Raw genomic sequence first — 20,344 nt, 5'->3', positions numbered from 1 at the left:
CTTTTTTCATTCCGCCCCAGCGGTGATTTTTTCAAGCAACTGGTCATCGAACGACTGCGCCCGCAGCATGGCAATTTCGTGCTTGTACGGCGGTTTTTTGTTGTTTTTGTCTTCGCCCACGTATGGGGTTTCTAAAATTTTCGGAATATCCTCAAGCTGCGGATGATGGACGATATAGTTGAGCGCAGCAAACCCGATATGGCCGAAACCGATGTTTTCATGGCGGTCTTTCCGGCTGCCGCGCGGGTTTTTGCTGTCGTTGATGTGCAGTACTTTCAGCCGCCCGAGGCCGATGATCCGGTCAAACTCCTCAAGAACGCCGTCAAAATCGTTGACGATGTCATAGCCGGCGTCATGCGTATGGCACGTATCAAAGCAAACGGACAGCTTATCATTATAGGCGACGCCGTCGATAATGTACGCTAGCTCCTCAAACGTCCGCCCGCATTCCGACCCTTTGCCGGCCATCGTTTCCAGGGCAATTTCGACCGTCTGCTCGCGCGTCAACACTTCATTCAGTCCGCGAATAATTTGCCGAAGTCCGGCTTCCACCCCTGCGCCGACGTGAGCGCCTGGATGGAGCACAAGCTGTTTGGCTCCAATGGCTTCCGTCCGCTCGATTTCCGCGCGCAAAAAGTCGACGCCTAGCGAAAACGTATCGAGATTGGTCGTATTGCCGATATTGATGATATACGGGGCGTGGACGACAATCTCTTCGATGCCGTGCGCTTGCATATGCTGGCGCCCGGCTTCGATGTTGAGCTCTTCAATCGACTTGCGCTTTGTGTTTTGCGGCGCCCCGGTGTAAATCATAAACGTGTTCGCTCCGTAGGAGGCCGCTTCCTCGCTGGCGGCCAGCAGCATTTTCTTTCCGCTCATGGAAACATGTGAACCGATTTTTAACATGTTCTTCTCTCCCTTTTCTTTGCGTTAAAGGCGGACGGCTATTATGATTTTTTGAAGCGGCCAAGCCGCTTTTTCTTCTTCTCCAGCTCCGCGCGCAACTTTTTTTTGTAGCCCGGCTTCACCTGCTTCGTTTTTTTCAGTTTGGCGAAAAGCAGCGCCAGTTCGTCATCCTTTTCGCCCGCCCGCTTGCTCCGCCGGTTCCACGGCGGCAGCTCCTTCCATTCGCCGCGCACGAAATCACGGTGGACAAACGAAATTCCCATTTTTTCCAACCGAGCAATCGCATCTTGGTCAGACGGCTCGTAAATCGTCGCCGCAATGCCGCTATAGCCAGCGCGCGCCGTCCGTCCGGCCCGGTGAATATAAAACTGCAGATCATCAGGCAACTCGTAGTTGATGACATGACTGACGCCTTCAATATCGATGCCGCGCGCCGCCAAATCGGTCGCGACGACATATTGAAACTCCAAATCGCGGATAAGATTCATCATCTTTCTCCGCTCGCGCGGCGTCAAATCGCCGTGCAGCACGCCGACTTTCAACCCTTGCTCAGCGAGACGGTCGGCGACCTCGTCAGCCATTTTCCTTGTGTTGACAAATACGATGGCCAAATACGGGTTGTAGCTGAGGAGCACATCACGGAGCAGTTTTGTTTTCTCGCGTCCACGCAGCGGGATGAGCACATGTTCGATGTTTTCGTTCGCCGTCCGCTTCGGGTCGACGTGGACAAAGGTCGGGTTTTCCATATATTTTTTCAAAAACGGCTTCAGCTTTTCCGGAATCGTCGCTGAAAAGACGAGCATTTGCAAGTCTTTCGGCATCCGGGCGGCGATTTGGTCGACATCAGTGATAAAGCCCATATCGAGCATCAAGTCAGCTTCATCGACGACAAGGATGTGGGCCGTATGCACATCAAGCGCCTGCTCGCGAATGAAATCGTTGATGCGCCCCGGCGTGCCGATGACAATATGCGGCTGCACGTTGAGCTTTTCGAGCGCTTTTTGCTTATCCGTCCCGCCGATCAAGCAACGGGCGACGATCATCCGATCTTTCGGGCAAAACTTCGTAATTTTCAGCGTTTCGTGATAAATTTGCGTCGCTAACTCGCGCGTCGGCACCGTGATGACGGCTTGCACTTCGGCGCGTTCCGGCTTGATTTTTTCAATGATCGGCAATAAGTACGCATGTGTTTTTCCCGTTCCGGTTTGCGATTGGCCGACCATGCTTTCGCCGCGCAGCGCCCCCGGAATGATGCGCTCTTGAATTTCCGTCGGTTTATAAAAACGAAGCGTCTTGATCGCTTCGATGATAAACGGCTGAAATGAAAAACGAGTGAACTGCGTTTCTGTCATCAAGCACCACTCCCTTCTATGAAATAAATGCAACTGGAAGGTTTCCCATCTCGTTGGCCCAAAAGCGTGCCGTCTATTTTTCCGACTGTCGGCGGCAAGCTTTGACGCGACGGAAGACGGAACAACCAACCGTTTCACAAATCCATGCATCGGTCTGGAAGCGGTATGGTTCGATCACCCGACAGTCGATCAAATACTGGCTGGCTCCATAAAAAAGCGTAAACGTGAACATTTTAAATGGCATATGGGCACCGCTTCGTCCGCTTCATCATTATAGCGAATCGCTGCCCCCTGCCGCAACTAAAGACGATCCTGCAACAAACCTTTCCCGCCTTGCCCGCATATTGTAGAAAGGAGGACATTCGTTCATCCGCACGACCGAAAGGAGGAAGCTGCTATGAGATACAGTCGGCCCCCGATGATGTCTTCTCCGTTTGCCGGAAGGCCGCCATCCCCGTTCGCCCGCATGCCGGCGCCGCCTTTTGGCCCCAGCGGCCCCGGCGGCTTCTTGGCCCGCTTGTTTTCGCGCGGGCAGCCGCCGGCTGCTGCATCGTCTCCGTGGGGGCTGCCGTTGCTGTCCAACGCCGCTAACACCGCCGCATCCAACACGGGCGGCGGCTTGGTTGGCATGTTAAACAACGTGCAAAAAATGCTTGGCATCGCACAAAACGTCATGCCGATGGTGCAACAGTATGGACCGCTCATCCGCAATCTTCCGGCGATGATCCGCATTTTCCGCGAGTTGAAACCGGCCGATGAAGGGGAAGGCGAAACAACGTCGGAAAGCGCACCGGCCAACGAAACGAAACAAAAGCCGGCCGCCAAGGCGCCAAAAAAACGCTCCGTTCCGCAGGCAAAGCGCGAAGAGCCGCAAGAAAAAGAAGCACCGGCCGCCCCGAAGCCTTCCAAGCCGAAACTGTATATCTAGTTTCTTTCCCCGCCCTAGCGCACCCGCTGTTTAGGGCGGTTATTCTTTGTCTTCTCCCCGGTGCTCCGATATAATGGAAGGTGAACAACCGCCGCACAACCGGCGGCAGGGAGGGAATATGATGGAAGTGATTAAAATTACCCCGCGCGGGTATTGCTACGGGGTGGTCGATGCAATGGTCATCGCCCGCAACGCGGCGTTGGACCCATCTTTGCCGCGTCCGATTTACATTCTCGGCATGATCGTCCATAATAAGCACGTCACGGACGCGTTTGCCGAAGAAGGCATCATCACGCTCGATGGAGAAAATCGTTTGGAAATTTTGGAAAAAATCGACCAGGGCACCGTCATTTTCACCGCCCACGGCGTCTCACCGGAAGTAAAAAAACGAGCGCTCGAAAAGGGACTTGTCACGATTGATGCGACATGCCCCGATGTGACAAAAACGCATCGGCTCATCGAACAAAAGCTCGCCGATGGCTACGATATTATCTATATCGGCAAAAAAGGACATCCGGAACCGGAAGGAGCGGTCGGCATCAATCCGGAAAGAATCCATCTTGTGGAAACCATTGATGATGTCGAACGGCTGTCCATTCACAATGAGCGCATCATGGTGACGAACCAAACGACGATGAGCCAATGGGACGTCGCCGACATCATGGCGAAAGTGAAAGAAAAATACCCGCACGTGGAAATGCATAAAGAAATTTGCCTGGCCACCCAGCTTCGACAAGAGGCGGTCGCTGAGCAGGCGAAGGAAGCCGATGTGACGATCGTCGTCGGCGACCCGCGCAGCAACAACTCGAACCGCCTCGCCCAAGTATCGGAAGAGATCGCCGGCACGAAGGCGTATCGCGTCGCTGATGTGACGGAAATCGACATCAACTGGATTAAAGATGCGAAAAAAGTCGCTGTCACCGCCGGCGCTTCCACCCCGACGCCGATTACGAAAGAAGTGATCGACTTTTTGGAGCAGTTTGACCCGAACGACCCATCGACATGGAAGAGGGAACGGAAAGTGCCGCTGCAAAAAATCTTGCCGAAAGTGAAAACAAAGAAAGAAGAGTGACGGTTGTTTCATCCATAAAGAGAGGCTGTCTTGGACAAACGGTTGAACCGCTCATCCAGGACAGCCTTTTTCGTTGGCCGTTCATACGAACTGAAACGGATCAGTATGGACGCTGGAAGCAACCACTTCTGCCTCCCATTGACGTTTCGAGAGCTCAGTGATTAAGTATCGGGCTACGCCTTCTTTCATGATTTTTTCTACATTATGTCCCGGATCAATGATGTGAAGGCCGAGCGCTTGGGCGTCATGGGCGGTGTGGTAATACACATCCCCTGTCACGTATACGTCCGCCCCGGCCGATGCGGCGGCAGCGACAAACTTATTCCCATCCCCGCCAAGCACCGCGACCGTTTGCACAAGATCATCCAGCCGGCCAACGACGCGCACCGCCGGAACGGAAAACGCCGTTTTCACCTGCTCGGCAAAAGCGCCAAGCGTCACCGGCTGCGGCAGCCGGCCAATGCGCCCGAGCCCGAAGCGGCGGCCTTCATTGTCAAGCGGATAGATATCATAGGCCACTTCCTCATACGGATGAACAGCCAGCATCGCCTGAATCGCTTCCCGTTCAAGAGAGGCCGGCACGATCGTTTCGATGCGCACTTCCTCAACTTCCTCGAGCCGCCCTTGCTCGCCGATGAACGGCCGCGCCCCTTCGTGCGGCAAAAACGTGCCGACGCCGCGGCTGTTGAACGTGCAATGGCTGTAGCGGCCGATATGCCCGGCGCCGGCATCGCCTAAGGCCTTCCGCACCACCTCAGCATGCGTCACCGGCACATAAACAACGAGCTTTTTCAACGGTTCGGTATACGTCGGCACAAGCACAGCCGTATCGTTTAAGCCGAGCGCCTCGGCAAGCCAATCGTTCAGACCGCCATCGGCCACATCCAAATTCGTATGGGCGGCGTACACCGCAATGTCATGCTTGATGCACGCGGCGATCATCCGCCCGTGCCCATCATCAGTCAGCAATTGCTTCAGCGGGCGGTACAGCGGCGGGTGGTGGGCGATGATTAAATCCACTTGCTGATCGATCGCTTCGACAACGACATCTTCGAGCACATCGAGAGCGATCATCACTTTTTTGACCGGCTTGTTTAGCGTCCCGATTTGCAGACCGATCCGATCCCCTTCCAGCGCCAACTGTTTCGGAGCAAGCTGCTCAAGAAGCTGAATGATTTCATAGCCGTACGGAACGCGGCTCATAACAACGCCTCCTCCACCAATTGAACTTTTCTCTCCAGTTCACGCTTTTTCCGCTCAGCCGCTTCACTTTGCCCTTTGGCCGTCAAATCAGCGATGATCCGTTTCCAATTTTCAATCTCGCGCTTCCACTTTTCGCGGAACACCTCGCTGTTTTCCCGGCGCAAAAACGGTCCAAGGAGCAGCTCCGCCTCAAGATGTCGGTAAGGCCGTCGGGGGGCGCCAGGCTCGGCGACGAGTACTTCATAAATTTGCCCATCTTCTTTCAAAATGCGCTCAGCCACGAGCTCCCACCCATGATCAAGAAGCCAACGGCGAACAAGTTCCGCACCGATGTTCGGTTGCAAAATGAGCCGTTTGACACCGGCAAGCTTTTCCTTTCCGTCGCCCAAAATGCGGGCGATAAGCGCCCCACCCATGCCGGCGATCGTGATGCAGTCCGCCTCCCCCGGGGCAAGGACCGAAAGCCCATCCCCTTTGCGCACGGAAATGAGATGAGAAAGCCCGGACTTCTCGACTTGCTGCTGCGCTAGGCGGAACGGTCCGTCCGCCACCTCGCCGGCAATGGCTTTTGATGCGCAGCCGTGCAAGCAGGCATAGCAAGGCAAATACGCATGATCCGACCCGATGTCAGCAAGCACCGCCCCTTTTGGAATGAATGAGGCGACCGTTTCCAGCCGTTTCGACAGGCGAAATTCGTTCATAGCACCGCAATGGCAACCAACCTTCCGCCACCTGCAGCGCGAAGGCGGTTCGCCTTCCCCTCCTTTCCTCTCCAACACCGCGCGCCTCTATTGTACTAAACAAAACATCCCCTTGCCAAAAAGCAAAGGGATGTTCACCATCCATTATTTTAAACCGGCGAGCCATTTCGCCATGGCATCGGCTTTATCCGCCGGCACAAGCCCTGGCGGCATGTTGCCGCGCCCGTGTTGGATGACGTCTTTAATTTGGTCCATCGACAGCCGTTGCCCGACCCCTTTCAACGATGGACCGACGCCGCCTTCATAGTTTTGGCCGTGACAGCCAGAACACGTTTGTTGGTAAAACTGTTCTGGGTTGAATTCGGCCGTTTGTTCCGTTTTTTCGCCGCCTTTTTTCTCTTTGGCCATTTCCTTCGCATCGCCTAGCCCTTTAAACGACAAGACGAACGTCAGCACAATCCCGAATGCCATGATGATGAAAAACGGGATGAGCGGATTGCGGTTCATCTCTTTTACCTCCCTTATGTATAATGAAGAACGCTGCAAACAATTTTATTTTACTGTAAATAATGGACAAGGAAAAGCCCTAAGTTGCCGAAAAGGCAACAACACGCCTCAGCGCCACCAGATGGCGGCGGTTACAAGCAACGCCCCGCTGACAGCGGCGAGCGAAAAGTAGCGAAGGTGAAGCAGGCGGCCGACAACAAACCAGAGAACACAGTTTCCGAGCACGACAGCTACTAGCGCACCCGTTTGCCTGGGAAAATACCGATCAACCTCAAGAATGGATGCCATAAGCAAAATCCAGGCGCTTCCGATGAGCGGAAAGTGAAGGAGCTCTCGCTTGTTCCGCCACCGCCAACAAAAGAACAAGCAGGCAGCCAAAAATAGGGCGAAAAGGAGCGTTTGCAAAACGAATGACAATTCAGTAAAATAAATGACAAGAGCAGCGGCTGGAAGCAATAAACAGAGACCAGCGGCGAGCGAGCTGCGCCACCGTCGTCCGTGCGAACGGGCGTCTCCTTCCGTGTACAACGCGAGCAAATAGTCGCAATAATGTTCCGGCAGAAGGCGCGAACGTTTCCAATATTCGATTTCTTGGATGATCGTTTCCCGTCGTTGCCGATTCATAGATAGACCACCTTTCCCATAAAGAAAGAAAAAATAGTTTACTTCCGAAGAAGTAAACTATCGAACAAACCGGTCACTCTAAAAAGTCTTTCAGCCGTTTGCTGCGGCTTGGATGACGCAGCTTGCGCAACGCTTTGGCTTCAATTTGACGGATGCGTTCGCGCGTCACGCCGAACACTTTGCCGACTTCTTCGAGCGTCCGCGTCCGTCCGTCGTCAAGCCCGAAGCGGAGACGCAACACATTTTCCTCGCGATCCGTCAGCGTATCAAGCACATCTTCGAGCTGCTCTTTCAACAGCTCGTAAGCAGCGTGCTCGGATGGCGATGTCGCGTCTTGGTCTTCGATGAAATCGCCAAGATGCGAGTCATCTTCCTCGCCGATCGGCGTCTCGAGCGACACCGGTTCTTGAGCGATTTTCAAAATTTCCCGCACTTTTTCCGGTGTCAAATCCATTTCCTCGGCGATTTCTTCCGGCGTTGGTTCGCGCCCGAGGTCTTGGAGCAATTGCCGTTGGACGCGGATCAGTTTATTGATCGTTTCGACCATATGAACCGGGATGCGGATCGTCCGCGCCTGATCGGCGATCGCCCTTGTGATGGCTTGGCGGATCCACCAGGTCGCGTACGTGCTGAACTTGTAGCCTTTCCGATAGTCAAACTTTTCGACCGCCTTGATCAGCCCCATGTTCCCTTCTTGAATCAAATCAAGAAAGAGCATGCCGCGGCCGACATACCGTTTGGCGATGCTGACGACGAGGCGGAGGTTCGCTTCCGTCAGCCGGCGTTTCGCTTCTTCATCGCCTTGCTCGATCCGTTTCGCCAGCTCGATTTCTTCTTCCGCCGACAACAGCGGCACGCGGCCGATCTCCTTCAAGTACATGCGCACCGGGTCATTGATTTTGACGCCGGGAGGAACGGACAAGTCATTTAAGTCGAATTCTTCCTCTTTGGCCAAGTCGTCGATGTCCGGATCGGCTTCAAGGTCGGATTCGCTGATCACTTCAATGCCCTGCTCAGCGAGGTATTCATAATACTCATCCATCTGGTCGGAGTCCAAATCAAAGCCAGACAACCGCTCAGCGATTTCCTCATAGGTGAGGATCCCCCGCTTTTTGCCGAGCTCAGCGAGTTGCTCTTTCACTTGTTCAAGCGATTCGCCGGCAGCTTCAGCCTGCTTTGATTGGGCTGGTTTTTCAGCCATTTCATTACCTCCTTTAAAAACTCATACCACCATGTTATGAAGAAGATAACATTTTTTTCATCTCAATCATCTCTTTCGCGATGCGGGCGGCCGTCAAAAAGTCTTTTCTTCGCTCCGCTTCCGTCTTTTCTTGCTCTTTTTCCTTTAGCATTAACCATTTCGGGTGATTCAACACATGCCGGATGCAATCGGCAAGCTCCCGATCGGAAACGTCGTCTGCGACCAACAAAAGCGACAGCTCGCTCGCCAGCGTCCGCAACTCGCCGGGAAGCCGAGACATGAGCGCGCTGGGGTCGGCTTCATGCCCCTCTTCGTAAAAGGCGTAAATGTAAGCAGCCAACGCCCGATGCTCTTCGATATTAAATCGGCCGCCGACCTGCTCCTGAACGATGAACGCCACATCGCGGCTCCGCATCATATGGGCAAGCAGCAACCGCTCGGCATTTTGAAAGGCCGGAAGCAATTTTTTCGTCAATGCCGGCCGGACCGGTTTTCCGCCGTCATTCACCTGCGGCTTTGGCTGTTCCGGCTTGGAGCGGGACAACTGTTCGTAAAGCGCGGAGAGCGACAACGAAAACTCATCCGCAAGCTGGCGCATATAATAATCTTTTTCCACCGGGCTCGACAGCTTGCTGATTTCTCGGAGCGCTTCCTCGATATAACGGAGCCGGTCGCCTTCTTCCTGCAAATTTTTTCCCCGCCGCAAACGATCCATTTTAAACGCCATGAGCGGCCGGGCGGCGGCGATCTCTTCGGCAAAACGGTCGGCGCCGCAAGTGCGTATATATTCATCTGGATCCAGCCCGTCCGGGAGCAACGCTACCTTCACGCGGCACCCGAACGCGCTCAATTGTTCGGCGGCGCGCCAGGCGGCTTCCGTTCCGGCGCTGTCGCCGTCATAGCAAATCGTGACCGTTTCCGCATGGCGGCGCAAAATGCGTGCCTGCTCCTCGGTCAGCGACGTTCCCATCGTTGCCACCACATAGTCAACGCCGGCCTGCACGGCAGAGATGACATCGGCAAACCCTTCAACGAGCAGCGCCTCTTGACGCTTGCGGATTGACACGCGCGCCTCGTGAAAAAAATACAAAAGCGTGCCTTTGCGGAAAATCGGCGTTTCTGGGCTGTTCATGTACTTTGGTTGCCCGTCGCCGAGCAGACGGCCGGAAAAACCAACCGTCTCGCCGCGATGATCATGGATCGGAAACATAATCCGATTCCGGAAGCGGTCGACGTATCGCCCGTCTTCTTTTTTCACCAACAAGCCCGCCTTTTCCATCAACACCAACGGAAACGAACGGCTCTCCAGCAACCTGACGGCGGCATCAGGAACATCCGGCGCATAGCCGATTTCAAATCGGTCGATCGTTTCTTTTGTCCACCCGCGCACCTGCAAATAATCGAGCGCGGCTTGTCCTTCTTTTGTATGGACAAGCAAATGATGGTAAAATCGTTTCAACAACGTGTGTGCTTCGACCATCGCCTTCGCCTCGTCGGCCCGGCTGCCATCACTCCCGCGGCTGTCCAGCTCATAGGCGGACAAGTCGATCCCTGCTTTGGCCGCAAGACGTTTCGCCGCTTCCACAAACGGAATGCCTTCGATATCCATTAAAAACGTAAAGGCATTCCCCCCTGCCCCGCAGCCGAAGCAGTGGAAAATTTGCTTTTCTGGGGAAACGGAAAACGATGGCGTCTTTTCTCCATGAAACGGGCATAAGCCAAAATAGTTGCGGCCTTGCTTTTTCAACTGGACGTATTCGCCAATGACGTCAACGATGTCAACGCCGCGGCGGATGGCTTCAATCGTTTCCTCGGGAATGCGATGTCCCATACGAACAACCCCGTATCGTATTTATTCTCGGCAGCAAGCCGATTTTCCTTTCCATTTCGACAAATTTTTTCAAAACGTTCGTTTCGCCCCCTTGCCCGTAAAGTCGGCTGGCTTGATCATCCGCTTCCCGCCCCTCAGCCCGCCGTCTGGACAAAGATTCATCAGAGCGGTGCATCTCGAAGATGCGCTTCGGTATATTATATTTCAGCAAGAAAAAGAAAATTTCACTTTTTTCTTGATGATCTTATGCAGCAGATGACCGCGCTCTCAAAGCAAGGGTTGCTTTACACCCCCTATTATTCTACACCATCGCAAAAAAATCCTGCTTTTTTGCCGAATGATTGACAACTTTGTCGAAAATCTTTTTTTCGTTCTTCTTGACAAGCGGCTATAAATAGTTTACTCGTCTCATGGCCGCTCTAAACCTATATAGGTCATTTTTCTCGCAATTTTTTATTATAATATAAATCGCGGCAATATGCCATAAGAAAACGCACGACTCCAAATCAAGAAATCGTGCGGATGAGGCGAAGCTAGCGCTTCAACTTTTTCATAATGATGCTCGCCGTCTCTTCGACCGCCTTGTTCGTCACATCGATGACGTCGCAGCCGATTTTTTTCACGACTTCATCAAAATAAGCGAGCTCCTCTTTGATTCGATCCATATTGGCGTAAATCGCCTGGTCGTTCAGGCCGAGCGATTTCAGCCGCTCGCGGCGGATCGAAAGCAGTTTATCCGGACTGATTTTCAAGCCGAAGCATTTCCCCGGACCGACTCGAAACAGCTGCTCCGGCGGCTCGACCTCTGGAACGATCGGCACATTCGCCACTTTCAGCCGCTTATGCGCCAAATATTGCGACAGCGGTGTTTTCGATGTGCGCGATACGCCGATGAGCACGATATCGGCGCGCAAAATGCCGCGCGGGTCGCGCCCGTCATCGTATTTGACGGCAAATTCGATCGCTTCAATCTTTTTGAAGTAATCTTCGTCAAGTACGCGCACTTGACCCGGCTCATATCTTGGCGTCAGCTGGAACAAATGGCTCATCTTTTCAATGAGCGGACCGATGATATCGTATGCGACGACCCCTTCGCGCGCCGCTTCGGCGAGCAAGAATTCCCGCATCTCCGGAACGACGAGCGTAAACGCGATAATGGCGCGGTTCATTTTCGCTAAAGCGACGACTTCAGCCAATGTCGTTTTATCTTCCACATACGGGACGCGTTTCACTTGAATCGGCGAGGCGTGAAACTGGCTGGCCGCCGCTTTGACGACAAGCTCGGCCGTTTCCCCGCCGGAATCGGATACGACGTAAACAAGGCGCTGGTTCATTCTTCTCCTCCTTTGTTTGGATTTAGTCCTCTTTGGCTAGCGACACGAATGCTTTCGTTATATTCGTTTTCGTAATACGGCCGATCACTTCATATCCTTTCTCCGTTTTGCGCACGACCGGCATGGCATCGATCTGTTTTTCAATCAGCTGTTCAGCCACGTCAATGAGCGGGTCGTCCTTGTAGCAAACGGCGATGTTCGGCATCCGCGTCATAATAATATTGACCGGGATCGCCGTCAGTTCCTGCTTGCCGAGGCTTGCGCGCAACAAATCTTTGCGCGACAAAACGCCCGCAAGCAACGACTCGTCATCGACGACAAACAGCGTGCCGACGTCCTCTAGAAACATTGTGACGATCGCATCATAGACGCTCACATTCTCATTGACGACAACCGGAATCGATTGGTAATCCTCGACTTTCATCTTTTTCATTTTATCGGCGAACAGCTGCTTGCCGGTTTTTCCCGTATAGAAATAGCCGACGCGCGGCCGTGCTTCCAAGTAGCCAGCCATCGTCAAGATGGCCAAATCCGGCCGCAGCGTCGCCCTCGTTAAGTTCAGTTTCTCAGCGATGCTTTCTCCGGTGATCGGCCCGTAGTCTTTCACAATTTGCAAAATCTGCTCTTGGCGTTTATTTAGTTCGATCGTCGTTCACCACCTTGCCAAAAAAGGTCCCACACGCTATCACTCTCATTTATATTATACTACACGCCCCATTCACAATGAAAATGATGCTCCTTGCCCTCCGTCGGGGCTGAGCTTGTCTTTCAGTTCACCGATTTGCTGCAAAAAACGCTTCGTCTTCAGCGACAGGCCGGCATATTCATCATAATAGGCGGACAATACGGCGCCCAGCTCCATCTTTGTGCTTTCTTTCACCGATATGGATCCAAGCCGAGCAAGATCGATATGAAAAAAGAGGCGCAACAGCCGGACGGAAGCCGAAGAGAGCGGGAACCGATGGGGATCGGACGCCTCGCAGCGATGGCAAAGGAAGCCCGCCTCCTTGACGGAAAACGAGAAGCGCCCCTCCGTCGCCCCGCAGCGGGCACAACGGTCCAGCACCGGCGGAATGCCAAGCACTGCAAGCATTTTCATTTCGTAAATGAACGTCAAAATCTCTAAATCGCGGCCTTCGCTCATATATTGTAGTGTCTGCAAAAGAAGCTCAAACAAGTACGGATTGCGCTTTTGCTCTTCCGTGCTTTTGTCGGTGAGCTCTACAATATACACCGCATAGGCGGCGGCAAACAAATCTTCGCGCAGCGCCCGCATCGAGTCGATGAGCTCTCCCTGGTGAAGAACGCCGACGCCGCGGCTGCGGCGGATGACATAATGGCCGTATGAGAGCGGCTGCGTAACAGCAGAAAGGCGGCTGCTTGGCTTTTTCGCTCCCCTTGCCATCGCAGCCACCTTTCCCCATTCTCGGGTAAACAATGTGACAATTTTATTTGTTTCGCCATAATCGACCGTCCGCATGACGATCGCTTCACACGTTTCGAACATCCCCTCACCACCGCTTCTACCAACAACGATGCTACGAGATCGGCTGGTCGATTTCTTTCTGTTCAGCGTTTTGCTCTTCACCGCCAAACTGTTGCTCTCGTTCCAACTCTTTAAATAGGAGGTACGTGTCGATATTGCCTGTTTGGCTAAACAACTTCCACGTAAACTCAAGCATGGAATGACACCTCTTTCCGCCTGCAGGCATTGCGTATTGGTGGTTTACCTATAGGTTGGCTCAGGCAAAAACGGTTTATGTCGCGTAAAATTTTCTAACCGTCAATACTCGTCTTCACGGAACCCGAAATCACGCAGCTGCGAAAGGCGGTTGCGCCAGTCTTTTTGCACTTTGACCCACAGTTCCAAAAACACTCTTGACCCAAGCAGCGCTTCGATGTCAGCGCGCGCCCGCTGTCCGATTTCCTTCAGCATCCGGCCTTGCTTGCCGATGATGATTCCTTTTTGCGAATCGCGCTCCACAACGATCACCGCGCTAATGTACACCGTTGGCGACCCTTCTCGCCGCTCGATGCGTTCGACGACGACAGCAATCGAGTGCGGAACTTCCTCGCGCGTTAAGTGAAGCGCTTTCTCGCGAATGAGCTCGGCGATGATAAACTGCTCCGGATGGTCAGTAATCTGGTCCGGCGGATAATATTGCGGCCCTTCCGGCAACCGCTCTTTAATTTGCTCAAGCAGGCGGTCGACATTGTTCCCTTCAAGCGCCGAAATCGGCACGATTTCAGCAAACGGGTACAAATCTTTGTATCGGTCAATGAGCGGCAGCAATTCATCCGGATGGACGCGGTCGATCTTATTGATGACTAAAAACACCGGGGTGTCCACTTCTTTCAGCCGTTCGATGATGAACGCCTCACCGCGCCCAAATCCTTCCTCGGCATTGACCATAAACAAAATCAAATCCACTTCGCGAAGCGCATTGAGCGCCACTTTCATCATAAAGTCGCCGAGCTTATGCTTCGGTTTGTGCACCCCAGGCGTGTCGATAAAGATGATTTGCGCGTCATCGTCCGTGTACACGCCTTGAATCTTATTGCGCGTCGTTTGCGGTTTATCGCTCATAATCGCGATTTTTTGCCCGATGACGCGGTTTAAAAACGTCGACTTTCCTACGTTTGGTCTTCCGATAATGGCAACAAATCCTGATTTGTATCCTTCTTTACGCATGCAAATCCTCCGCTGAAAAAGCTTCTGGCAGCAATTCGCTGACTGTCATGACTTTCACATCGCCTTTGAGGTTGGCTAAAATGACTTTCATATCGCCGTGGCAAAGTTCGGCGATCACTTGGCGGCATGCGCCGCACGGCGGCACCGGGCGGGGAGTGTCGGCGATGACCGCAAGAGCAGTGAACTCCTTCTCCCCTTCCGAATATGCCTTAAACAACGCGGTCCGCTCCGCACAATTGCACACGCTGTAGGCGGCGTTTTCAATGTTGCAGCCGCGGTACACACTGCCGCCTTTCGTCAACAGCGCGGCGCCGACTGGAAACTTCGAGTACGGCACGTAGGCGAGTTCGCGCGCTTTTTTCGCTTCGACAATGAGCTGCTCAATCTCCACGAGTTGACTCTTCCTTTCCTGCAAGCAAACGCTGCTTTCTTTTATTTTACAAAAAAACGCCATCCATTTCATCATTTGAAATCAAAATGTAACAGAAAAATTCGAATTTTCTCTCTCATTCGTTTAGCGAAGATGCGGCCAAAACAGCAAAATGCCGATCACAACCGCAAATCCGGCCGCCGCGAGCACCGCCGCGGCAGCGATGTCTTTCGCCGCTTTCGCCAACGGATGAAACTCACCCGTCGCCAAATCGACGGCGCGCTCAATAGCCGTGTTGACAAGCTCAAGCGCAATGACCGTGCCGACCGCCATGAGCAGCACGATCCACTCCCAGCGCGACAGCCCAACGACCCACCCGGCGGCAAAGACGACAACAGCGGCCGCCAAGTGGAAGCGCAAATGAGCTTCCTCTTTCACCGCCGCCTTCATTCCCGCCCACGCCCAAGCAAACCGGTCTCGCTCTCGTTTGCCGCGCATTATCTTGTCAACCCGAACCTCGCCAAGATGTCTTCCTGCTTGGCGAACATGACGCGCTCTTCCTCTTCTGTCCCATGATCGTAACCAAGCAGGTGCAAGAAACCGTGCACAGCCAAAAACCCGAGCTCGCGCATGAACGAATGTCCATAGGCTGCCGCCTGCTCTTTTGCCTTCGGAATCGAAATGACGATATCGCCGAGCACCGGCGGCATATCAGCGCCGACGATGTGAACCTCTTCTTCCCCTTCCTCCTCAAGAGCAAACGAAAGCACATCGGTCGGCGCATCTTTGCCGCGATAGTCGCGATTCATCGCGCGGATGCGTTCGTTGTCCACAAATGTGACGCTCACCTCCGCCCCGTCCGGCACGTTTTCAAGGGCCGCCGCCTCGGCGAGCAGCCGCTCGATCGTCTCGATTTGCTCAGCGGTCACCTCGTTCGTTTCATCTAGAAAATCAATGTGAATGGTCATGCATGCTTCACCTTTTCCTTTCGTACTTCTGGGTATTCGATGCGCGAATGGAAGACGCCGTTTAAAGTCTCGCAAAGCGAACGGGCGACGAGTTCCAACTCCTTCAGCGTAATGTCGCACTCGTTCAGCTGGTTGTCCTGCAAGCGATCAGCGATGATCGACCGGACGATCTTCTCGATTTTTTCCTGCGACGGGTTGGATAGCGAGCGAACAGCCGCTTCGACGCTGTCGGCGATGTTGATGACCGCCGCTTCTTTCGTCTGCGGCTTCGGCCCGGGATAACGAAACTCCGCTTCCGAGACAAACTCGGTTTGCTCGCGCGCCTTATGATAAAAATACTTCAGCAGCGTCGTGCCGTGGTGCTGTTCGGCGATGTCGATGATCTCCTTCGGCAGCCGGTGCTTGCGCAGCAAAGCGACGCCGTCGGCGACATGGGCAATAATAATATTTTTGCTCAACTGCGGCGACAAATGGTCATGCGGATTGCCGCCTATTTGATTTTCGATGAAATAGCGCGGCCGCTTCGTCTTGCCGATGTCATGGTAGTAGCAGGCGACGCGCGCCAGCAAGCCGTCGGCGCCGATCGCCTCGCACGCCGCTTCGGCCAAATTGGCGACCATAATGCTATGATGGTACGTCCCCGGCGCTTCAGTGAGCAACTTGCGCAAGAGCGGATGGTTCGGATTGGACAGTTCAATGAGCCGAAGCGGCGACAAAATGCCAAACGCCGCCTCCAACACCGGCAAGAGACCGATCGTCAAAATGGCAGAAAAAACCCCTGAGGCCGCCGCCATCAGCACCAACAAGCCGATTTCCGTCGGCGAATAGCGGCCGTTTTTTAACAGCAACAGCGAAAAAAGCGAAACGATATTGACCGCGGCGACAAACACGCCGGCCCGCCAAATGTTCGCTTTCGCCAGCTCCTTTGGCAGACAAAACGTCCCGGCCAAGCCGCCGGCAAGAAAGTAAACAATCAACGACACCGACACCGCGCCGGCCGTTCCAATTTCCTCATTGAACAGCAAACTGCCGCACACTGCTCCGATGATGGTCGTCATCATCGCGAGCCGCTCTCCGAGCAAAATGCGGACGAGCATCGGCCCGAACGCCGCCGGCACAAGGTAACCGATGGAAACAGCGCCGCTAGATGGCAGAAGGCGAATGAGCGCCATTGTCGTCATCATCAACGTAAAAATGGCTGTATAAAGCGACAGCTTTTCATTCGTCGTTTCCGTCCGAAAATAGTAAATGAGCGGAGCAAGCAGCAACAAAACGAACACCAAAAGCCCAGCGGCGGTCCAAGACGGACGCCCGCTCTCAAGCAAGCCGACCAGCTCGAGCCGGCGGTAAACATCATTCGTGATAAACTGTCCTTCCTCGACGATCACTTGCCCTTGCAAAATTTTCACCGGCTTCACTTCATCCATCGCCTGCCGCCGTTTTTCTTCCGTCGCCGCCCGATCGTAGACGACGTTCGGAATGACCGCCTGTCGGCAAAGCTTCGCGACCGCCTCGCGAAGCGGCGGCGACAGCGCAGCGTATTCAAGCTCTTTGGCCGCTTCCGCCCGCGCCGTGTCAAGTTCCGCTTGGGAAATGCGCTCGCTCATGACGGCATGCACCGCGGTCAAGGCGGCTTCCTTCGCCGTCTTGAGCTCCTCCGGCGAGGCGGCAAGCAGCCGTTGCCATTCAGCGGCAGACAGATAGGCAAGCCATTCCGGCGGCAGCCGTTCCTCAAGTTTGGCGATCATATCGCCGAGCGGGCGGTCCGGCTCCGCCTCGCGCTGCACGCTTTCAATCGCGGCAAACAGCGAGGAAAGAAGGTCGACCCGGTTTTCGGCATATTCTTTTTTTAACGTATAGACATCCGCTACTTTCGCCGCCGCCTCTTCTTTCAGCTTGGCGGTCGCCTCTTTGTCCTCGACCGTCACCGGCGAACGGATCGTTTCCTTCGCGACGTCAAACAGGCGCAGCTCATACTGGCGCGGCTTCACTTGCCAATACAAAACGGCAAACAACAGAACAGCCAAAAGCAAAAACAGCCAAAAGCGGACAAAGCGGACTGTTTTTGTCCGCTCAAGAAAAAAACGAAACCTTCCCACCGGTTTTCCCCTCGCTTTGCAAGAAAAGACCGATCCCGTCGCTCTCGTTCTATAAGCCCGCCTCATCATAGGCGTCAATAATTTTCGCGACGAGCGGATGGCGAACGACATCCGACTGTTCCAAAAACACAAAGGCGATGCCGCCAATGGAGGCCAAAATGCGCTTGGCGACCGAAAGCCCCGATTCGACGCCCTTCGGCAAGTCGACTTGGGAAATATCGCCGGTAATGACCATCTTCGAGCCGAAGCCGAGCCGGGTCAAAAACATTTTCATTTGCGCTGGCGTCGTATTTTGCGCCTCGTCAAGAATGACGAACGCATCCTCCAGCGTCCGGCCGCGCATATAGGCGAGTGGGGCGATTTCAATCGTGCCGCGCTCAATCAACCGCTGCGTATACTCCGCTCCCAACACATCGTTTAAGGCATCATACAGCGGGCGCAAATACGGGTCAACCTTCTCTTTTAAGTCGCCTGGCAAAAAGCCGAGGCTTTCTCCAGCCTCAACGGCCGGACGAGTCAAAATGATGCGCTTGACGCTGCCGTTTTTTAACGCCTTGACCGCCATGACGACCGCCAAATACGTTTTTCCGGTGCCGGCTGGGCCGATGCCGAACGTCAAGTCATACTGTTCAATTGCTGCAACATAATAGCGCTGGCCCAACGTTTTGACGCGGATCGGCTTCCCTTTGGCGTTTTTTGTAATCTCCTCGTCGTACAGTTGAACAAGGCCGTCAAGCGCTCCTTTTTTTGCAAGCTGAATGGCGTAAAGAACGTCGCGCTCGCTGACCGCCGCCCCTTTGCGAATGACGATCAATAAATGGCGAAGCAATTCATCAACGAGCTGAACTTGCTGCGGCGTGCCGGAGACGTTGACCGTTTCCCCGCGCGTCACAATCGACACGCCGAGCTCTTCCTCGATCCGCTTTAAATGGATGTCATGGACGCCAAAGAGCGCCGCCGCTTCCTGCGGGTTTCGCACATGTTGGCTGATCGTAACGAACTGCTCTGACATTCTCAATCTCCTTGGACGATGGGTTGTGGTACAGCAATATTTTCGATGACTTCGTAATGCAATTCTACCCTTACTTTACCATTCTCTTTCGCCTGATGCAAAACTTTTTCGCTGCGAATGGCCGCCTCCTCCGGCAATTTCGCCCGCAGCTCGCGGCGGGCGATCTCTTTCGCTTCCGCGAACGCTTCTTCCCACGTGTAGCGCCGCTTCACTTCTTCCGCCTCGCGGATCGTGATGCGCTCGTAATAGAGCGGCAAGTCCCATTTCCAAAAACGAAACGGCCGTTTTTCTGTCTCAACGATGGTATGGGCAAACACCGGCTTCTTCCATCCCCAAACAGGAATCAAAAGGCGCCCGATTCCGACATAATGCCGTTCGGTGAACTTGCCGGTCAACACATGAAACGTCGTCTCAAGCGGCAGGACGACCGTAGACTTGTACCATGTTTCGCCAAACACTTTCCCTGACGCCGGCACAAACTTCGTCCTCCCTTCAGCGCCGATAATGCCAGAAACAAGCAGCTGGCCTTTTTGCACATAGTCGTTGACGGAAACGAGCGGTTGTCCCTCTTCAACGAACAAATCAGCGATGACCGCCTCTTTTTTTGCCACGAGATGACGCGGCGGAATCGGTTTTTTCGGCTCCGGAATCTCTTTTTCAACGACGCGGAAGTGAAGCGACGTCCCTTTCCACTCAACGCCGACCCACGTGATGTCCGGAACGCGTTCCGTCAGCTTTTTTTGCAGCGTCTCCGGGTCATCAAGCAGAAACTGAAATACGCCGCGCTCGACTCCCATTCGCTTTAACTCGCGGGCGATTTGATGCTCCGTCTCTGGAGCCGCCCCTTTGATTTCGATCTTCCAAACGATGTTCGAAAGCAAAAACACAATCGCTATAAAAAGGAGCAAGCCGAGCCAAAACCCGCTGTTCCGCCAGGCCTGCCGCCAAAAAAACGGCAGCCCGGTTCTCCCGACAAACGAAAGTTTGCATTCGCTTTGCCGGGCGACATGGCGTAGCCGTTTCACGTCGCTGAGCTTAATGAAAAACGTCGCGGTATCCGCGCTATGCTTTTTCACGTTCCAGACGGCAATCCCTTGGCGGACGCAGGCGTTGATCAACCGTTCGATCCCTTTCCCTCTCGCTTTGACCCGCACGCTGCCGGCGAGTGTGTCGACCCATTCGTTTTTCATCTCCGTTCCTCCTCGCTATTCATCTATATAAACGACTTGGCTGATTTTTCCTTCCAACAAAATTTCTTCCGGCAAAATCGTTTTAATCACAAACTGTTCGCCGCGGACAACGAGCTGTCCGTTCCGCAGCAAAAGGCGGAGCTCTTTATCGCTGAACGCGAGCAGCCCGCGGTGGTTTTCAATGTAAATATGTATGTGCCCAACCATCGTAATGCGGGGCAGATCCATCATAATGTCGGCGGGAAGTTCAAGCTTTTCCGCCATCCACCGCTTCATCTGCTGGCGCCATTTTTTCACCATCAAAAAGAACCCCCTTTCATCTCATATGTATGAGACAAAAGGGGGTTCTAGCAC

General features: G+C 53.9%; 22 protein-coding genes. 2 read left to right on the top strand and 20 right to left on the bottom strand.

Features of this window, described 5'->3' with window-relative positions; genetic code table 11:
* Positions 1 to 6 precede the first annotated feature (6 nt).
* Both ABS784_RS04370 and ABS784_RS04365 read right to left on the bottom strand, forming a co-directional pair.
* Positions 7 to 906, bottom strand: coding sequence for a deoxyribonuclease IV (locus tag ABS784_RS04370; protein ID WP_352511570.1), 900 nt, complete (start codon positions 904 to 906; stop codon positions 7 to 9).
* Between the two features lie 41 nt (positions 907 to 947).
* Positions 948 to 2,258 carry a DEAD/DEAH box helicase gene (locus ABS784_RS04365; RefSeq protein ID WP_352511568.1) on the bottom strand — a complete coding sequence of 437 codons (1,311 nt, stop codon included), beginning with the start codon at positions 2,256 to 2,258 and terminating at the stop codon, positions 948 to 950.
* Positions 2,259 to 2,655: 397 nt separating this feature from the next.
* On the opposite strand from ABS784_RS04365, the gene vrrA reads away from it, so the two are divergent.
* Together vrrA and ABS784_RS04355 are read left to right on the top strand one after the other, a co-directional pair.
* On the top strand, positions 2,656 to 3,186 hold the full coding sequence (gene vrrA / locus ABS784_RS04360) for a VrrA/YqfQ family protein (RefSeq protein ID WP_352511566.1): 531 nt from the start codon (positions 2,656 to 2,658) through the stop codon (positions 3,184 to 3,186).
* 121 nt (positions 3,187 to 3,307) lie between these two features.
* Positions 3,308 to 4,258, top strand: a complete 951-nt coding sequence (locus ABS784_RS04355) for a 4-hydroxy-3-methylbut-2-enyl diphosphate reductase (RefSeq protein ID WP_011231957.1) — start codon at positions 3,308 to 3,310, stop codon at positions 4,256 to 4,258.
* 81 nt (positions 4,259 to 4,339) lie between these two features.
* Here ABS784_RS04355 and ABS784_RS04350 read toward each other — a convergent pair whose 3' ends face one another.
* From ABS784_RS04350 to yqfC, 18 genes are all read right to left on the bottom strand, one after another.
* The gene (locus tag ABS784_RS04350; RefSeq protein ID WP_014196362.1) at positions 4,340 to 5,461 is read right to left on the bottom strand and encodes a Nif3-like dinuclear metal center hexameric protein; all 1,122 of its coding nucleotides are present in this window, start codon (positions 5,459 to 5,461) and stop codon (positions 4,340 to 4,342) included.
* The gene (locus ABS784_RS04345) at positions 5,458 to 6,162 is read right to left on the bottom strand and encodes a tRNA (adenine(22)-N(1))-methyltransferase (protein ID WP_023634656.1); all 705 of its coding nucleotides are present in this window, start codon (positions 6,160 to 6,162) and stop codon (positions 5,458 to 5,460) included. Before ABS784_RS04345 ends, ABS784_RS04350 begins: the two co-directional genes overlap by 4 nt.
* Positions 6,163 to 6,306: 144 nt before the next feature.
* Positions 6,307 to 6,669: a cytochrome c550 gene (gene cccA / locus ABS784_RS04340; RefSeq protein WP_011231960.1), complete on the bottom strand. Its 363-nt coding sequence runs from the start codon at positions 6,667 to 6,669 to the stop codon at positions 6,307 to 6,309.
* Positions 6,670 to 6,777: 108 nt separating this feature from the next.
* Entirely contained in the window at positions 6,778 to 7,293 is a 516-nt protein-coding gene (locus ABS784_RS04335) for a hypothetical protein (RefSeq protein ID WP_023634655.1), read from the bottom strand.
* Between the two features lie 73 nt (positions 7,294 to 7,366).
* The gene (rpoD, locus tag ABS784_RS04330) at positions 7,367 to 8,494 is read right to left on the bottom strand and encodes an RNA polymerase sigma factor RpoD (protein ID WP_011231962.1); all 1,128 of its coding nucleotides are present in this window, start codon (positions 8,492 to 8,494) and stop codon (positions 7,367 to 7,369) included.
* A 34-nt stretch (positions 8,495 to 8,528) separates the two neighbouring features.
* A complete protein-coding gene (gene dnaG / locus ABS784_RS04325) occupies positions 8,529 to 10,325 on the bottom strand; it encodes a DNA primase (RefSeq protein ID WP_011231963.1) in 1,797 nt (598 codons plus the stop codon).
* A gap of 533 nt (positions 10,326 to 10,858) precedes the next feature.
* Positions 10,859 to 11,659, bottom strand: coding sequence for a pyruvate, water dikinase regulatory protein (locus tag ABS784_RS04320; protein WP_011231964.1), 801 nt, complete (start codon positions 11,657 to 11,659; stop codon positions 10,859 to 10,861).
* A 22-nt stretch (positions 11,660 to 11,681) separates the two neighbouring features.
* Positions 11,682 to 12,305 (bottom strand): transcriptional regulator CcpN, encoded by a 624-nt coding sequence (gene ccpN / locus ABS784_RS04315; protein WP_272945229.1) that lies wholly within the window; start codon positions 12,303 to 12,305, stop codon positions 11,682 to 11,684.
* 72 nt (positions 12,306 to 12,377) lie between these two features.
* On the bottom strand, positions 12,378 to 13,166 hold the full coding sequence (gene recO / locus ABS784_RS04310) for a DNA repair protein RecO (protein WP_011231966.1): 789 nt from the start codon (positions 13,164 to 13,166) through the stop codon (positions 12,378 to 12,380).
* Between the two features lie 31 nt (positions 13,167 to 13,197).
* Positions 13,198 to 13,341, bottom strand: coding sequence for a YqzL family protein (locus ABS784_RS04305; RefSeq protein WP_011231967.1), 144 nt, complete (start codon positions 13,339 to 13,341; stop codon positions 13,198 to 13,200).
* A gap of 101 nt (positions 13,342 to 13,442) precedes the next feature.
* Positions 13,443 to 14,351: a GTPase Era gene (era, locus tag ABS784_RS04300; protein ID WP_011231968.1), complete on the bottom strand. Its 909-nt coding sequence runs from the start codon at positions 14,349 to 14,351 to the stop codon at positions 13,443 to 13,445.
* Positions 14,344 to 14,742 (bottom strand): cytidine deaminase, encoded by a 399-nt coding sequence (locus tag ABS784_RS04295; RefSeq protein ID WP_021322326.1) that lies wholly within the window; start codon positions 14,740 to 14,742, stop codon positions 14,344 to 14,346. Before ABS784_RS04295 ends, era begins: the two co-directional genes overlap by 8 nt.
* Positions 14,743 to 14,865: 123 nt before the next feature.
* Entirely contained in the window at positions 14,866 to 15,219 is a 354-nt protein-coding gene (locus tag ABS784_RS04290; RefSeq protein WP_011231970.1) for a diacylglycerol kinase family protein, read from the bottom strand.
* The gene (gene ybeY / locus ABS784_RS04285; protein ID WP_011231971.1) at positions 15,219 to 15,689 is read right to left on the bottom strand and encodes an rRNA maturation RNase YbeY; all 471 of its coding nucleotides are present in this window, start codon (positions 15,687 to 15,689) and stop codon (positions 15,219 to 15,221) included. The genes ABS784_RS04290 and ybeY overlap by 1 nt, the downstream gene beginning before the upstream one ends.
* A complete protein-coding gene (locus ABS784_RS04280; protein ID WP_023634652.1) occupies positions 15,686 to 17,788 on the bottom strand; it encodes an HD family phosphohydrolase in 2,103 nt (700 codons plus the stop codon). Before ABS784_RS04280 ends, ybeY begins: the two co-directional genes overlap by 4 nt.
* A 49-nt stretch (positions 17,789 to 17,837) precedes the next feature.
* Positions 17,838 to 18,800 (bottom strand): PhoH family protein, encoded by a 963-nt coding sequence (locus ABS784_RS04275; protein WP_011231973.1) that lies wholly within the window; start codon positions 18,798 to 18,800, stop codon positions 17,838 to 17,840.
* A gap of 2 nt (positions 18,801 to 18,802) precedes the next feature.
* Positions 18,803 to 19,990, bottom strand: coding sequence for a sporulation protein YqfD (gene yqfD / locus ABS784_RS04270; RefSeq protein WP_011231974.1), 1,188 nt, complete (start codon positions 19,988 to 19,990; stop codon positions 18,803 to 18,805).
* Positions 19,991 to 20,005: 15 nt separating this feature from the next.
* Positions 20,006 to 20,290, bottom strand: a complete 285-nt coding sequence (gene yqfC, locus ABS784_RS04265; protein ID WP_013144709.1) for a sporulation protein YqfC — start codon at positions 20,288 to 20,290, stop codon at positions 20,006 to 20,008.
* Positions 20,291 to 20,344: the final 54 nt, after the last annotated feature.

The organism is Geobacillus sp. G4 (assembly GCF_040327975.1).
Classification (GTDB): Bacteria; Bacillota; Bacilli; order Bacillales; family Anoxybacillaceae; genus Geobacillus; species Geobacillus thermoleovorans.
This window is presented reverse-complemented; position numbering and strand designations above follow the sequence as displayed.